Here is a 16,193-nt window from a genome sequence, read left to right on the forward strand (position 1 = left end):
GAGCACCTCGGTAGGTTCCCTCTCCCTCCGGGAGAGGGCTAGGGTGAGGGGGAGCTTTTCAGGCGAGAACCCGTTCCAGAGTCCGAGTGACGCCTTCTTCGCGCAAACTATTCAGGCACCACTCAAACGCCGCCACAAACTCCTTCGAACGCGGTATCGCCCCCCCGAAAATCTCCTCAACCCCCAACAACCGCTCAGTGATCAAGGCATCCTCCGCCACCAACGCCTGACAAAACGCCGCCCGAGGATCCGGAATCGAGTAAGTGTCGCCATTCTCGTCCACGCCCTTCAGATAAAGCGCCCAGGCCGCCACCACCAGTGCCGCGCGCTTGGTCTCGCGACCATCGGCAATCAACCGATTGATCGTCGGAATGGTGAACTTGGGAAACTTCGAAGAACCATCCGAACACACCCGCTCCAGCTGATCGGCAATCGCCTGATTGGAGAACCGCGCCACCAGCGTGTTCTTGTACTCCGTCAGGTCGATGCCCGGCACCGGCGCCAGTTGCGGGGTCACGTCCAGGTCCATGTAGGCGCGCATGTAACGCACGAACAACGGGTCGTTCATGGTTTCGTGAACGAAACGGTAGCCCTTCAAAAAGCCCAGATACGTCAGGGCCAGATGGCTGCCGTTAAGCAGTTTGATCTTCATCTCTTCGTAGGGTGAAACGTCGTCGGTGAACTGTACGCCGACCTTTTCCCAGGCCGGGCGGCCGTTGACGAATTTGTCTTCCAGCACCCATTGCACAAACGGTTCGCAGACCACCGGCCACGCGTCGTCGACGGCGTGTTTGTCCGCCAGTTGCAGGCGATGCGCGGTGCTGGTCATCGGGGTGATGCGATCGACCATGGCGTTGGGGAAGCTGACGTTGGCGTCGATCCAGTCGCGCAGGTCGGGATCGAGTAGCGCGGTGAACGCCAGCAGTGCCTTGCGGGTGACGGCGCCGTTGTGTGGCAGGTTATCGCAGGACATCACGGTGAACGCCGGAATGCCCGCTTTGCGTCGCTTGGCCAGCGCTGCACAAAGGAAGCCGAACACGGTTTGCGGTTGCTGCGGGTAGGTCAGGTCGTGCTGAATCTGCGGCAGGTGCGCCATGAACTCGCCGTTGCTGTCATCGATGCAATAGCCGCCCTCGGTGATGGTCAGCGAGACGATGCGGACTTGCGGGTCGGCGAGTTTGTCGATCAGCACCTGGGCGCTGTCGCTGGCCAGCAGCATGTCGCGGATCGCGCCGATGACGCGGACTTCGGTGTCGTCGCTATCACCCAATTCGAACAGGGTGAACAGGTAGTCCTGTTCCTTGAGATCGTCCCGGGCGCGGCGGTCTTCGGCGCGCAGGCCGACACCGCAAATGGCCCAGTCCAGCGCTTCGCCGGTGTTCATCAGTGCATCGGTGTAATACGCCTGATGCGCACGGTGGAAGCCGCCGACGCCGATGTGGGCGATGCCCTGGCGGGTGTCGCTGAGGCTGTAGGCTGGCAGTTTCACCTCGGCAGCGAGGCGGTTGAGGTTTTGCTGGTTCAGTTTCATCGGGTCAGTCTCGAAATCAGGCGGCGGCGCGCAACGGGCGGGTCAGCGCCACGCCGTCGGCATCGAACAGATGGCAGTGGGCGGCGTCCAGGTGCAGGTTCAGCTGTTCGCCGTAGCGGCTCGCCAGATCACCGCGCACGCGCATGGTCAGGGCTTCGCCGGCGTTGGTCTTGACGTGGCAGAAGGTGTCGCTGCCCAGTCGTTCGCTGACGTCGGCGGTGACTTGCAGGGTGCAGTCGCCCGGTTGCGCCAGCTCCAGATGTTCCGGACGAATGCCCAGGGTCACGGCGCTGCCGACGCTCAGGTTCGACGCGTTGAACGGCAGGGTGATGCGGGTGCCGGCGTCCAGCGAGACTTCGCAGCTCGGGCCGTCGATCCGGGCGATCTTGCCCTTGAGGAAACCCATTTTCGGCGTGCCGAGGAAACCGGCAACGAACAGGTTGGCGGGATTGTGATACAGCTCCAGCGGTGAGCCGACCTGCTCGATTTTGCCGCCATTGAGCACCACCACCTTGTCGGCCATGGTCATGGCTTCGACCTGATCGTGGGTCACGTAGATCATCGTCGCTTTCAAGTCTTTGTGCAGGCGCAGCAGCTCAAGGCGCATCTGCACCCGCAGGGCGGCGTCGAGGTTGGACAGCGGTTCGTCGAACAGGAAGATTTTCGGGTTGCGCACGATCGCCCGGCCGATGGCCACACGCTGACGCTGGCCGCCGGACAGCTGCTTCGGCTTGCGTTCCAGCATCGGCCCGAGTTCGAGAATCCGCGCCGCTTCGCCGACTTTCTTCTCGACTTCAGCCTTCGGCACGCCCGCCAGGTCGAGTGCGAACGACATGTTCTTCTTCACGGTCATGTGCGGGTACAGCGCGTAGGTCTGGAACACCATCGCCAGGTCACGTTTGGCCGGGCTGACTTCGGTGATGTCGCGCCCGTCCAGTTCGATGGTGCCGCCGCTGACTTCTTCAAGGCCGGCGATCAGTCGCAGCAGGGTGGATTTGCCGCAGCCCGACGGGCCGACGAACACCACGAATTCCTTGTCGTTCACCTCAAGGTCGATGCCCTTGATGATGGAAAAACCTTCGAAGCCTTTTTGCAGATTCTTGATTTTCAGGTTGGCCATGGTGGCGCTCCTTTTGCGAATTCTTATTTGACGGCGCCGAACGACAGGCCGCGCACCAGTTGTTTCTGGCTGATCCAGCCGAAGATCAGGATTGGCGCGCAGGCCAGGGTCGAGACGGCCGACAACTTGGCCCAGAACAAACCTTCGGGGCTTGAGTAGGAGGCGATCAACGCGGTCAGCGGCGCGGCTTTGGACGAGGTCAGGTTCAGCGACCAGAACGCCTCGTTCCAGCACAGGATCAGCGACAGCAGCACGGTCGAGGCCAGCCCGCCCTTGGCGATTGGCAGCAGCACCCGGAGCATTTCCTGCATCAGCGTGGCACCGTCGAGGCGGGCGGCTTCGAGGATGTCTTTGGGGATGTCCTTGAAGTAGGTGTAAATCATCCAGACCACGATCGGCAGGTTGATCAGCGTGTAGATCACGATCAGTGCGATGCGCGTGTCGAGCAGGCCGAAACTCTTGGCCAGCAGGTAGATCGGCATCAGCACACCCACCGGCGGCAGCATTTTGGTGGAGAGCATCCACAGCAGCGTGCCTTTGGTGCGCTGGGTTTCGTAGAACGCCATCGAGTAGGCCGCCGGCACCGCAATCAGCAGGCACAGGGCGGTGGCGCTGAAGGAAATCACCACCGAGTTCCAGGCGAAACTGAAGTAATCGCTGCGCTCGTTGATGTGCAGGTAGTTCTCCAGCGTCGGCGTGAAGAACAACTGGGGTGGCGTGGCGAAGGCGTCGATTTCGGTCTTGAAACTGGTCAGCACCATCCAGAAGATCGGGAAGAAAATGATGATCGCGATGGCCCAGGCCAGCGTGCCGAGCAGCAGGCTTTGCAGCCGGCGGGATTGTTGGAGAGTCATGGCAGGCCTCAGGCTTTGTCAGTCAGGTTTTTGCCGATCATCCGCACCAGAATGATCGCGGCGATGTTGGCGATGACCACGGCGATCAGGCCGCCGGCCGAGGCCATGCCGACGTCGAACTGCACCAGCGCCTGGTTGTAGATCAGGTAGGCGAGGTTGGTCGACGCATAGCCGGGGCCGCCGTTGGTGGTGGTGAAGATTTCGGCGAACACCGACAGCAGGAAAATGGTTTCGATCATCACCACCACCGCAATCGGCCGCGCCAGATGTGGCAGGGTCAGGTGCCAGAAGATCGCGACAGGGCCGGCGCCATCGAGGCGGGCGGCTTCTTTCTGTTCCTGGTCGAGGGACTGCATGGCGGTCATCAGGATCAGGATCGCGAAGGGCAGCCATTGCCACGAGACAATGATGATGATCGACAGCAGCGGGTAGTGCGCCAGCCAGTCCACCGGTTGCGCGCCGAACAGCTTCCAGAGGTAGGCGAGGATGCCGGAGACCGGGTGGAAGATCAGGTTCTTCCAGATCAGCGCACCGACTGTGGGCATGATGAAAAACGGCGAAATCAGCATCACCCGCACGATGCCGCGACCGAAGAACTCGCTGGCCTCCAGCAACGCACTGATCAACACGCCGAACACCACGCTGATCAGCAGCACGCTGCCCACCAGCAGCAAGGTGTTGGTGGCGCCGGGCAGGAAGCCCGAATCGGTCAGAAAGTAAGTGAAGTTATCCAGCCCGACGAATTCGTTGATGCCCGGGTCGAGCAGGTTGTAGCGGATCATCGAAAAATAGACGGTCATGCCCAGCGGCACGATCATCCACAGCAGCAACAGGGCCACCGAAGGGCTGACCAGAAACCAGCCGGGATTGGCTACGCGGTTTTTGCGCCGGGGTTGCGACAGGTCGATGTGGGCTTTGGCAGTTGAAGTATTCATGGTGATCACATACTCGAGATACAGCGAGTTCTTTGAGGGGAGGGAGCAAGCTCCCTTCCTTCAATTGAAGAGGGCAGTGGTTACTTGGGGTAACCCGCGCGCTTCATCTCGCGTTCGGTGGTTTGCTGCGCGGCGGTCAGGGCCTGGTCGACCGTGGTCTGGCCGATCAGCGCGGCCGAAAACAGCTTGCCGACCTGGGTGCCGATGCCCTGGAACTCGGGAATGGTCACCAGTTGAATGCCGATATAAGGCACAGGCTTGAGGGTCGGTTTGCTCGGGTCGGCCGCTTTCAGCGATTCCAGCGTCACCTTGGCAAACGGCGCTGCGCTCATGTAAGCCTCGCTGTAGGTCGAGGCGCGGGTGCCCGGCGGTACGTTGGCGATGCCGTCGGTCTTGGCGACCAGTTCGCCGTACTCCTTGGACGTGGCCCAGGCACTGAACTCCTTGGCGGCGTCCTTAGACTTGGAGCTGGTCGGAATCGCCAGCGCCCATGAGTACAGCCACGCCGAGCCTTTGTCGGTGACCTGATGCGGCGCGTAGGTGAAGCCGACGTGGTCGGCGACCTTGCTCTGGGTCTTGTCGGTGACGAACGAGCCGGCGACGCTGGCATCGACCCAGATCGCGCATTTGCCGCTGTTGAACAGCGCGAGGTTCTCGTTGAAACCGTTGCTGGAGGCACCCGGCGGGCCGGATTTTTTCATGGTGTCGACGTAGAAATTCAGCGCGTTTTTCCATTCCGGGCCGCTGAATTCAGGTTTCCACTGCTCATCGAACCAGCGCGCACCGTAGGCGTTGGCCACGGTGGTGATCAGCGCCATGTTCTCGCCCCAGCCGGCCTTGCCGCGCAGGCAGATGCCGTACTGTTCCTTGTCCTTGTTGGTGAGTTTCTCGGCGAAGCCGGCGATCTGCTCCCAGGTCGGACGCTCGGGCATGGTCAGGCCGGCGTCCTTGAACAGGTCGGTGCGGTAATAGGTGATCGAGCTTTCGGCGTAGAACGGCAGGGCGTACAGCGAACCCTTGACCGACAGGCCTTCACGCACCGACGGGAACACATCGTCGAGGGCGTAGCTGGCCGGCAGATCCTTCATCGGCTCCAGCCAGCCCTTGGCGCCCCAGAGTGCGGCTTCGTACATGCCGATGGTCAACACGTCGAACTGACCGCCCTGGGTGGCGATGTCGGTGGTCAGGCGCTGACGCAGGACGTTTTCTTCCAGCACGACCCAGTTCAACTTGATGTCCGGGTGCTCGGCCTCGAAGGTTTTCGAGAGCTTTTGCATGCGGATCATGTCGCTATTGTTGACGGTGGCGATGGTCAGGGTCTGGGCGCCAAGGCTGACGCTGCTGAGGGTCATGCAGGTGAGGGCAAGCAGAGCTTTTGCAGTGGGTTGCATCGTGCACTCCTTTTCTGCACCCGGAGGGGGACAGAAGGACAGTTATTGTTTTTGTGTCTTCCGGCTGCAGGAAGAATGTGCACTGATTACAGCCTTCAATCGCAGGGCTGACAAATCATCCCTAGCACTTGAATCGATACTTTTTTGCACTCGGGATTGGAGTGATTAACGCAGGGAAGGGGATTTCAGCAGGTCAGGGTTGATGAAACCGTACAGGTTTTCGGAAGTCAGCCGTGGTTCTGCTCGGTCAGACGCTGCACCACCAGTCGCCGGTAATGCGAGGGTGTCATGCCTTTGAGCTGCTGAAAGCGCCGGTTGAAATTGGAGATGTTGTTGAAGCCTGACTCGAAACACACCTCGGTCACCGGTTTGTCGCCATCCGCCAGCAGCTCGCAGGATTTGCTGATGCGCAGGCGATTGACGAATTCGATGAAATTGCGCCCTGTGGCCTGCTTGAACACCCGGCTGAAATAGGTGGGTTTCATGCCCAGATGCTCGGCGACTTCCTCCAGCGGCAGTTCGCGGGCGTAGTGGGCGAAGATGTAATCCACCGCGCGGTTGGTGCGGTCGATGTTGTGTTCGTCGGCCAGTTGCGGGGTGGTTGCGCCGGACAGCAGCTGGTAGTCGTCGGTGGCGGCCAACAGTTCCATCAGGATGAAAAAGTGCCCGAGACGGGTGATGCCTCGGGTGTCGGCAATCTTCTGCATCAGGTTTGTCGCTTGGCGGATCGTGTGTGGACAGCGGAACTCGATGCCGTACTGCGCACGCTCCAGCAATGGCGCCAGGGTCTTCAGTTCGGCAAACACCTGATGACCGCTTTCGAACAGTTCATCGGTGAAGTTCACCAGCATGTCGCGTTTCTCGACCACTTCGTCTTCGGCCACCTGGCTGATCCAGTTGTGCGGCAGGTTGGGGCCGGTGAGGAACAGTGTCTGGGGGTAGAAGTTGCCGATGTAGTCGCCGATGAACACCTTGCCCGAACTGGCCACGATCAAATGCAGTTCATATTCCTTGTGGAAATGCCAGCGCACCAGCGGGCAGGGGAAACCGTGTTGGCGATAGATGATGGACAACCCGTTGTGGTCATCCATCAATTCATAAGAGGGGTCGGTCACGCGGGCGGTTCGGGTCATGATCGGGCGCTTTTTTTGTTATCGCCCGGCGATCATGCCTCTTTGTGCGCGGGGTGCGCCAGTTTCCATTGCGGCTCAAAGCGTGCGTTGTCGGGCCTTCATCAAACTGGCAATCCGGCAAAACTCCGCCAGATCCGACTCTTCCATGAAGTCGACATTGATAATGTTGCACTTCAACGCCCAGTCACTTTTATCCAGATCGAACCATTCGTTCAGTTCGTCGTGAATGTCGACGGGACCGCCAAGGGCGGTGTAACTGGTGGCGGATAACGACCAGGGCTTCCAGGTACCCGGTGGGTTCTGCAGAACGCTGCCAATAAATTGCCTCAACTCATCCGGGCTGGTAATGCCATTGCCGGACCATCGATGGCTGATCTGATCGTGGAACAGTTTGTGATCCAGTTGCCAATGTGACCTGGCCGCAGCAAACACACGTTGTTGCGTGTTGGCGCGTTTGAGTTCACGAAGGCTCAATGACAAGTTCTGACGAGGAACAAGTCGATGGCCAAGAAAGTGGATCACTATCTTATTGAAGTAGTCGTAATCGAAGTCGCTCCCGTCAAGACTGTGGAAATCCAGAATAATGAATTCATCCGGGTTACTGTTCAGGAACTTATTGACATCGGTGATCAGGTTTTCCAGGGTTCGAGAGTTTCGATGGCCGTTATGGTGAATGACAAATTTTTTCGGGCCTTCTCCCTTTTGATCATAAGTCAGGCGAATATCCAGCGCCCTGGAACCATGATTCAACTGAGCATGAAAGGAGTCATGCTGGCATGCGAGCCAGTGGCGCGGCGGGCCGAAAAGCGGATAGGAAGCGCGCCAGTCACTGCCGGCGTTATGAGTGCCCGGCAGTGTCAGTTCAGATATCGATAGTGAGTCAATGGCGGGTGTCGAGCCCATCCAGTTGTTAGTGCTCATAAGTGCATCCTGCATAAGTTTTTAAATATGCCGCTCTGTCAGATAGTCAGGGCGGCAATTGCAGGATGTTTATAGTGTTTGATGTACTGGCTGGCTATGTATGGATCAATTCAAGTTGTTGGCTATTGTTTTTGGAAGTGTCCAGGCTGGTTACTTGTTCTGGTTCTTCGCTTCAATCCACTGTGCCATGTATTGGGTGCTTTTGTGTGAGTGGTGGCGCAGCATGCTGCCAATAAAGTTTTGGCGTCTTAGTTGAACAATGTTTTTGCGACATTCCTGCAACTTGTTGATCAACGCCGGTCCATGTATGGCGTGCGGGTAAACGTCGTTGAGCAGTGCTTGTCCCTGAGACTGAGTTGCTTGCCAGCGGACCTCGTCGCGATAGAGCTCAATGGCGGCATTGGCCAGATCCTGCGCCGTACGACAAATGGCGCCCGGCCAGGGTTGGTCGGTGTACATGCCTTCCGCACCGATCGGCGTGGTGACACTCGGAGTACCGCAGAGCATCGCGTCGATCAGCTTGCCCTTGATGCCTGCGCCAAACCGCAGAGGTGCCAGACAGATGCGCGCATCGGACATGACCTGCAATGCATCCTCGGCCCAGTTCATGATGTGAAAACCCTGCGCGGCGTTGTGCAAGGCTGCGGCCTTGGGCGGCGTGTAGGCGCCGTAAATGTGCAATTGTGCTTTCGGCAATTGTTCGCGGATCAGCGGCCAGACGGCCGACTTCATCCATAAAACCGCGTCCCAGTTCGGCGCGTGACGGAAGTTGCCGATACTGAGGAAGTGCGCGCGCTCTTCGAAAGGTTTTGCCGGTGTGCTGGACGGTTTGACCATCAGCGGGCACCAGTGCAGCAACTCGGGCGGCAACTTGAACTGCTGCACCAGCAACTCGATTTCCACCTGCGAGATCATCAGGTTCAGATCGCAGCGGTAGAGCGCGGCAATCTCGCGTTTGGCCAGGTCCGTGTCAGCCATCAGCTCGAATTCTTCGCGCAGCGCGGGCGCGAACAACTCATGGAAGTCGTTCGCGTCATCGCTGATCTTCAACCGCTCCTTCAAGCGTTGATGACGAGCATGCCGCAAACTCTGCAAGTCCGAAGTTTCCAGTACGCGCAAAGCATTTGGACAGTGCTTTTCCACGCGCCAGCCGAATTGTTCTTCGATCATGAACTGGTCGAACAGCACGATATCCGGTGCCAGTTCGCTGACGAAGACATCGAAGCTGCTGTTGTTCAATTCGATCGGAACAGTACGAATGCCCAACTCGGCAAGATCGGCCGGATGTTCGCCGACGCCTGCAGGGCTGGCAAACGTAATGTCCCAGCCCTGTTGCAGGAAGGTCTCGAGAATCTGCATCACATGCCCGCTCGCGGCAGAAGAGCGGGGTTCCGGCCAGACGTAACCAATGACGAGGACTTTGGTTGCGGGCTGACTCATGAAAAAGTGTTTCCTGAAGAACGAGAGGGAAGAAGAAAAAACGCGCGGATTAGAACATATCCTGAGGTTGAATCCGCGCTGGAAAGGCCGCTTGTGTCAGTGGTGACCCAGAACGCTTTTCACCTTGTCACGCAGTTGATCGATCGAGAAAGGTTTGCCGATCACATGCATGTCCGCCGGCACTTCAATGGTCTCGGCATAGCCACTGGCAAACAGAATCGGCAGTGAAGGGCGGATATTGCGGGCCTCGGTGGCCAGTTGACGGCCATCCATGATCGGCAGCCCGACGTCGGTCATCATCAGATCGATGTGCTGATTTGCATCCTTGATGATTGCCAAGGCCTGTTCGCTGCCGTCCGCCTCCAACACCTTGAAGTCCAGTTCCTCCAGCACGTCGACGATCAGCATGCGCACGATGGTGTCGTCTTCTACTACAAGGATGGTGGACGCGGTGGTGGACATAGTGGCGGCTCTCAAGAATGGGGGACGGGGCGCCGGTCGATCAATATTGCCGGGCTCTTGCATGAGTAAGTGGCGCATGGCCACAAGTTCCCGGATGGATACAAAAAAGAATAGGCGCAAACGGGCGGGCAAGGATAACCGTTAGCCCGCGATCCGACGCAGGCAAATGTGGGAAAACAGTGCTAAGACTGTGAGAAAAATGGATCCATGCCGCCGTTTTGGGGCAAACTCCCTGGTTTTCAACAGTTCGACAAGGCTGCCACATGTCCTCTCCGTCTTCGGTTGATGAATCACGGTTTCGCAAACTGCTGACCCGCAACATCGCGCTGCCACTGGGCGTCGGTGCGATCAGTGCCGTGTTCTTCGTGTCGCTGATCACTTATTTGCTGTCGGTCATCCAGTGGGTGGAGCACACCGACCGGGTGATCAATAACGCCAACGAAGCGGTGAAGCTGACGGTCGATCTGGAAACCGGCATGCGCGGCTACCTGCTCAGCGGCGACGAGCACTTCCTCGACCCCTATGAAACAGCCAAGCCTCGCATCGCCGTGGCGCTCAATACCTTGCTCGAACTGACGGCCGACAACCCGGTGCAGACCGACCGCTTGCGCCGCTTGCAGGCGCTGCAGACAGAGTGGGCGACCTACGCGCAATCGATGATCGACCTGCAGCGCGCCAGCGGCGACTACAAGGCTGCGGTCAAGGCCGGGCGCGGCAAGCGCCTGACCGATGAGATCCGCAAGCAATTCGATGACGTGATCGACACCGAGCAGACATTGCGCACCACGCGCAACGAAGATGTGCGCCGGACCACGATCTGGAGCATCAGCCTGTATCTGCTGTTCATCGCCGGCATCAGCGGTTTGCTGGCCTATATTGGCCGGCGCGATCTGGTCAGTCTGTCCAACAGTTATAGCGCCAACCTGGCTGCGCAACTGGCCAGCGCTGAACGCCTCTCGCAGCAAGCCTGGCTGCGCACAGGCCAGACCGAACTGGCCGAGCAGGTGTTGGGACAACTGACGCTCAATCTGTTGGGGCGCAACATCCTGCAATTTTGTGCGCAATACCTGGGCACTGCCGTCGCTGCGTTGTACGTGCGCGAAGAACATGGCGGCCTGAAACGCGTGGCGACTTATGGTTTCTCTCGCGAGCAGGAACAACAGGAACAATCCCTCTATAGCGACGAAGGCATCGTTGGCCAGGCCGCCCAGCAGGCGCGATTGATTCGTCTCGATTCGGTGCCGGTCGATTACTTCAAGGTCAGCTCCGGTCTGGGCGAAGGCCTGCCGCACAGTGTGCTGGTGGTGCCGACCAGCGATGACGACCGGGTCAATGGCGTGATCGAACTGGGCTTCCTGCGTCCGCTGACCGAGCGCGATGTGGCGCTGCTGGAACTGATTGCCGGCAACATCGGCACCTCCATCGAGGCGGCGCGTTATCGTCAGCGTCTGCAGGAAGTCCTGGCCGAAACCCAGCAGCTCAATGAAGAGTTGCAGGTGCAACAGGAAGAGCTGAAAACCGCCAACGAAGAGCTGGAAGAACAGTCACGGATTCTCAAGGAGTCCCAGGCGCACCTGGAAACCCAGCAAGTCGAGCTGGAGCAGACCAACGAGCAACTGGCCGAACAGGCCCAGACCCTGGCCGAGCAACGCGACGCCATGGACCAGAAGAACACCGAACTCAATCAGGCCCAGGTACAACTGGAAGAGCGCGCCGAAGAGCTGCAGCGTTCGAGCAAGTACAAATCCGAATTCCTCGCCAACATGTCCCACGAACTGCGCACGCCGCTGAACAGTTCGCTGATCCTGGCCAAGTTGCTGGCGGAAAACCCGCAGGAAAACCTCAGCGCCGAGCAGGTGAAGTTTGCCGAGTCGATCTATTCCGCCGGCAACGACCTGCTCAACCTGATCAACGACATTCTCGATATTTCCAAGGTGGAAGCCGGCAAGCTCGAAGTGGTTCCGGAAAACACCAGTGTGGCGCGTCTGGCCGATGGCTTGCGCAGCGTGTTCGAACCACTGGCCGCAGACAAGAAACTGACGTTCAGCGTCGAATTGCAACCGGATGCGCCGATCACTCTGTTCACCGACCGCCAGCGTCTGGAACAGGTGATCAAGAACCTGCTGTCCAACGCCGTGAAGTTCACCGAACACGGCACGGTCAGCCTGACCATCGCCGGCCAGCCGGACGACCGCATTGCCTTTATCGTGCGCGACTCGGGGATCGGGATTGCGCAGGACCAGCAGGAAAGCATTTTCGAAGCCTTCCGCCAGGCTGACGGCACCACCAATCGCAAGTACGGCGGTACCGGTCTGGGGCTGTCGATTTCTCGGGATCTGGCGATGTTGCTGGGCGGCTCGATCAGCGTCAGCAGCGCGCCGGGGCAGGGCAGCGTGTTTACTCTGGTGTTGCCGCAGCAATACAGCGAAGAGGGTGAAACGGCGTTCGCACCGCTGACGTTTACTCCGCCCGCACCGGTTGCCGCGCCGGTCGTGGCGGTTTCGCCGGTGGCCTCCGCGGATATCCCGCGCTTCAACGACGACCGCAACAAGGCTCCGTTCGACACCCGCTGCATTCTGGTGGTGGAAGACGAGCCGAACTTTGCCCACATCCTCTACGACCTGGCCCACGAGTTGGGCTATCAGTGCCTGGTCGCCCACGGCGCCGATGAAGGTTACGACCTGGCGAAAGAGTTCGTGCCGGATGCGATCCTGCTCGACATGCGCCTGCCGGATCACTCGGGCCTGACCGTTCTGCAACGCCTTAAAGAACACGCTGAAACTCGGCACATCCCGGTGCACGTGATTTCGGTCGAGGATCGCGTCGAGGCCGCCATGCACATGGGCGCCATCGGTTACGCGGTCAAACCGACCACCCGCGAAGAGCTCAAGGACGTGTTCGCGCGTCTTGAAGCCAAGCTGACCCAGAAGGTCAAACGCGTGTTGCTGGTCGAAGACGACGATTTGCAACGGGAGAGCATCGCCCGGTTGATCGGTGACGACGACATCGAAATCACCGCTGTCGGCCTGGCGCAGGACGCGCTGGAGCTGCTGCGCACGACGATCTTCGATTGCATGATCATCGACCTGAAGTTGCCGGACATGCTCGGCAACGATTTGCTCAAGCGCATGTCCACTGAAGACATCTGCTCGTTCCCGCCGGTCATCGTCTACACCGGACGCAACCTGACCCGCGATGAAGAGGCCGATCTGCGCAAGTATTCGCGTTCGATCATCATCAAGGGTGCACGCTCGCCGGAACGCTTGCTGGACGAGGTCACACTCTTTCTGCACAAAGTCGAATCGCAGTTGTCCCATGAACGGCAGAAGATGCTGAAAACCGCGCGTAGCCGCGACAAGGTTTTCGAGGGCCGCAAAGTGCTGCTGGTGGACGACGATGTACGCAACATCTTCGCCCTGACCAGCGCGCTGGAAACCAAGGGGGCAGTCGTGGTGATCGGCCGGAACGGCCGTGAAGCGATTGAAAAACTGAAAGAAGTCGAGGACATCGATCTGGTGCTGATGGACGTGATGATGCCGGAAATGGATGGTTTTGAAGCCACCATGGAAATCCGCAAGGATCCGCGCTGGCGCAAGCTGCCGATCATCGCGGTGACGGCCAAGGCCATGAAGGACGATCAGGAGCGCTGCCTGCAGGCGGGCGCCAATGATTACCTGGCCAAGCCCATCGATCTGGATCGCCTGTTCTCGCTGATTCGCGTGTGGTTGCCGAAGATGGAACGCATTTAGTGGAACGTAGTCATCACATTGAACGAAACAGTGAAATCGAACTGCGGTTGCTGATCGAGGCGATTTATCTCAAGTACAGCTACGACTTTCGCGATTATTCCGGCGCATCGATCAAGCGCCGGGTGCAACATGCGCTGAGCCAGTTCGAATGCGCGACCATTTCGGCGTTGCAGGAAAAGGTCCTGCATGACCCGACGGCGTTCATGCAACTGCTGCAATTGCTGACGATTCCGGTCAGCGAGATGTTCCGCGATCCGTCGCACTTCCTGGCGATCCGTCAGGAAGTGGTGCCGCTGCTCAAGACCTATCCGTCGATCAAGATCTGGATCGCCGGATGCAGCACCGGCGAGGAGGTCTATTCGATGGCGATCCTGCTGCGCGAGGAGGGTCTGCTGGATCGCACGATCATCTACGCCACCGACATCAACCCGCGCTCGCTGGACAAGGCCAAGCAGGGGATCTTTTCGATGGAGAACGTGCGCGCCTACACCGCCAACTACCAGCAGGCCGGCGGTCAGCGCTCGTTTGCCGACTACTACACGGCTGCGTATGGTTACGCGATTTTCGACAAGAGCCTGTGCGAGAACGTGACCTTCGCCGATCACAGCCTGGCAACGGATAGCGTATTCTCTGAAACTCAATTAATTTCATGTCGTAACGTGTTGATTTACTTCAATAAAAAACTTCAGGATCGAGCGTTCGGGCTGTTCCATGAGTCGCTTTGCCACCGTGGATTTCTGGTACTGGGTAGCAAGGAAACGCTGGATTTTTCCGGCTACTCAAACCAGTTCGAACCCTTGGTGAAACAAGAACGGATCTACCGCAAATCATGAACAGTGCAGCGGATTTGCCTCGGGTCGAGGCGATTGTGGTCGGAGCTTCCGCCGGTGGCGTCGAGGCCTTGTTGACCCTGCTCGGTTCGCTGCGGGCAGGCTTCGGTCTGCCGATCATCATCGTGCTGCATTTGCCGGAAGAACGACGCAGCCAACTTGCCGAGGTGTTCGCCCGGCGCGTGGAGCTGCCGGTGACCGAGGCCATCGATAAACAGGACATCAGCCCCGGCACGGTGTATTTCGCCACACCGGGTTATCACCTGTCGGTGGAGCAGGATCGTAGCCTGTCGTTGAGCCTGGAGGATCGTTTGCACCATTCGCGGCCCTCGATCGACTTCCTGTTCGAATCCGCTGCCGATGTCTACGGCCCGGCGCTGGCTGCCGTGCTGCTGACCGGGGCCAATCACGACGGCGCGCGAGGACTGGCCCAGGTCAAACGCCAGGGAGGGCTGACCATCGTTCAGGATCCGCAGGACGCGTTGGTGGCGACCATGCCCGAGGCCGCATTGAAGACTCATCAACCGGATCACATACTTCCCATACGCGGCATCGGCCGTCTGCTTGTCGAGCTGGAACGAATCGCATGCTGAGTAATATCCAGGCAAAACTGCTGATCGTCGACGATCTGCCCGAGAACCTGCTGGCTCTCGAAGCGCTGATCAAACGCGAAGACCGCACCGTCTACAAAGCGCTTTCAGCAGACGAAGCGCTGTCGCTGTTGCTGCAACACGAATTCGCCATGGCCATTCTCGATGTGCAGATGCCCGGTATGAACGGCTTCGAACTGGCCGAACTGATGCGCGGCACCGAGAAGACCAAGAACATCCCGATCATTTTCGTCAGCGCCGCTGGCCGGGAGCTGAACTACGCGTTCAAGGGCTATGAAAGCGGTGCGGTGGACTTCCTGCACAAGCCGCTGGATATCCATGCGGTGAAGAGCAAGGTCAACGTATTCGTCGACCTGTATCGCCAGAGCAAGGCGATGAAACAACAGGTCGAAGCGCTGGAGCAGAGCCGTCGCGAACAGGAGGCGCTGTTGCAGCAACTGCAAAGCACCCAGGGCGAACTGGAGCAGGCAGTACGCATGCGTGACGATTTCATGTCGATCGTCGCCCATGAAGTGCGCACGCCGCTCAACGGCCTTATCCTCGAAACGCAACTGCGCAAGATGCACCTGGCCCGGGACAACGCCGCCGCGTTCACCCTCGACAAGATGCACGCCATGGTCGACCGCGACGAGCGCCAGATCAAAAGCCTGATCCGGCTGATCGAGGACATGCTCGACGTGTCGCGGATCCGCACCGGCAAGCTGTCGATCCGACCGAGCCGCTTCGACCTTTCGCAACTGGTGGGCAACCTGCTGCAGAATTTCGCCCAGCAGATCGAAGCGGCCGAGACTGAAGTCAGCTTTACCGCGACAGAAGCGGTGGAAGGGCAGTGGGACGAGTTCCGCATCGAGCAAGTGGTGTCGAACCTGCTGACCAACGCCTTGCGGTATGGCGGCAAGAGTCCGGTGCAGGTGCGGGTTTATCGCGAAGGTAACGAGGCGCGGGTCGAAGTTGCGGATCAGGGCATCGGCATCAGCGAGGAGAACCAGAAGCGCATTTTTCAACAGTTCGAACGGGTCTCCGCCAAGACGGTGGTCGCCGGTCTCGGACTGGGTCTGTTCATTTCCGAACAGATCGTCGCCGCCCACGGCGGCTCCATCGTCGTCGAAAGCAGGATCAACGAGGGCGCCCTGTTTCGCGTTTGTCTGCCGCTCCAGGAAAACGGCGAAACAAACGCAACCTCTGAGTGACCACACGGTCGTATCAGCAGCTATTG

Annotated in this window: 13 protein-coding genes; 4 read left to right on the top strand and 9 right to left on the bottom strand. The window is 59.1% G+C overall.

From position 1 onward, the window contains the following. Positions 1-58: 58 nt before the first annotated feature. From M5B98_RS01430 to M5B98_RS01470, 9 genes are all read right to left on the bottom strand, one after another. A complete protein-coding gene (locus M5B98_RS01430; protein ID WP_248741525.1) occupies positions 59-1,531 on the bottom strand; it encodes a mannitol dehydrogenase family protein in 1,473 nt (490 codons plus the stop codon). Positions 1,532-1,547: 16 nt separating this feature from the next. Further along, positions 1,548-2,651, bottom strand: a complete 1,104-nt coding sequence (locus M5B98_RS01435; protein ID WP_085709772.1) for an ABC transporter ATP-binding protein — start codon at positions 2,649-2,651, stop codon at positions 1,548-1,550. Between the two features lie 23 nt (positions 2,652-2,674). Next, positions 2,675-3,505, bottom strand: a complete 831-nt coding sequence (locus M5B98_RS01440; protein WP_248741526.1) for a carbohydrate ABC transporter permease — start codon at positions 3,503-3,505, stop codon at positions 2,675-2,677. Between the two features lie 8 nt (positions 3,506-3,513). Continuing rightward, positions 3,514-4,440, bottom strand: coding sequence for a carbohydrate ABC transporter permease (locus M5B98_RS01445; RefSeq protein WP_119426385.1), 927 nt, complete (start codon positions 4,438-4,440; stop codon positions 3,514-3,516). 80 nt (positions 4,441-4,520) lie between these two features. After that, the gene (locus M5B98_RS01450; protein WP_248741527.1) at positions 4,521-5,831 is read right to left on the bottom strand and encodes an ABC transporter substrate-binding protein; all 1,311 of its coding nucleotides are present in this window, start codon (positions 5,829-5,831) and stop codon (positions 4,521-4,523) included. 227 nt (positions 5,832-6,058) lie between these two features. Then, a complete protein-coding gene (locus tag M5B98_RS01455; RefSeq protein WP_248741528.1) occupies positions 6,059-6,964 on the bottom strand; it encodes an AraC family transcriptional regulator in 906 nt (301 codons plus the stop codon). Positions 6,965-7,039: 75 nt separating this feature from the next. Further along, positions 7,040-7,885: a phosphatidylinositol-specific phospholipase C domain-containing protein gene (locus M5B98_RS01460; RefSeq protein WP_248741529.1), complete on the bottom strand. Its 846-nt coding sequence runs from the start codon at positions 7,883-7,885 to the stop codon at positions 7,040-7,042. A 150-nt stretch (positions 7,886-8,035) separates the two neighbouring features. After that, a complete protein-coding gene (locus tag M5B98_RS01465) occupies positions 8,036-9,325 on the bottom strand; it encodes a glycosyltransferase (RefSeq protein ID WP_248741530.1) in 1,290 nt (429 codons plus the stop codon). Positions 9,326-9,421: 96 nt separating this feature from the next. Then, complete coding sequence (locus M5B98_RS01470; RefSeq protein ID WP_248741531.1) at positions 9,422-9,787, bottom strand: response regulator; 366 nt, start codon at positions 9,785-9,787, stop codon at positions 9,422-9,424. Between the two features lie 263 nt (positions 9,788-10,050). Between M5B98_RS01470 and M5B98_RS01475 the strand changes: the two genes are divergently transcribed. From M5B98_RS01475 to M5B98_RS01490, 4 genes are read left to right on the top strand one after another with little or no spacing between them, the layout of a single operon-like run. Beyond that, complete coding sequence (locus tag M5B98_RS01475; protein WP_248741532.1) at positions 10,051-13,536, top strand: response regulator; 3,486 nt, start codon at positions 10,051-10,053, stop codon at positions 13,534-13,536. Further along, complete coding sequence (locus M5B98_RS01480) at positions 13,536-14,369, top strand: CheR family methyltransferase (RefSeq protein WP_248741533.1); 834 nt, start codon at positions 13,536-13,538, stop codon at positions 14,367-14,369. Before M5B98_RS01475 ends, M5B98_RS01480 begins: the two co-directional genes overlap by 1 nt. Further along, positions 14,366-14,959: a chemotaxis protein CheB gene (locus M5B98_RS01485; RefSeq protein ID WP_248741534.1), complete on the top strand. Its 594-nt coding sequence runs from the start codon at positions 14,366-14,368 to the stop codon at positions 14,957-14,959. Before M5B98_RS01480 ends, M5B98_RS01485 begins: the two co-directional genes overlap by 4 nt. After that, positions 14,953-16,167 (top strand): hybrid sensor histidine kinase/response regulator, encoded by a 1,215-nt coding sequence (locus M5B98_RS01490; RefSeq protein WP_085709784.1) that lies wholly within the window; start codon positions 14,953-14,955, stop codon positions 16,165-16,167. The genes M5B98_RS01485 and M5B98_RS01490 overlap by 7 nt, the downstream gene beginning before the upstream one ends. The last annotated feature ends 26 nt before the right edge of the window (positions 16,168-16,193 follow it).

It is taken from the genome of Pseudomonas sp. MWU12-3088 (assembly GCF_023242405.1).
GTDB lineage: Bacteria > Pseudomonadota > Gammaproteobacteria > Pseudomonadales > Pseudomonadaceae > Aquipseudomonas > Aquipseudomonas kribbensis.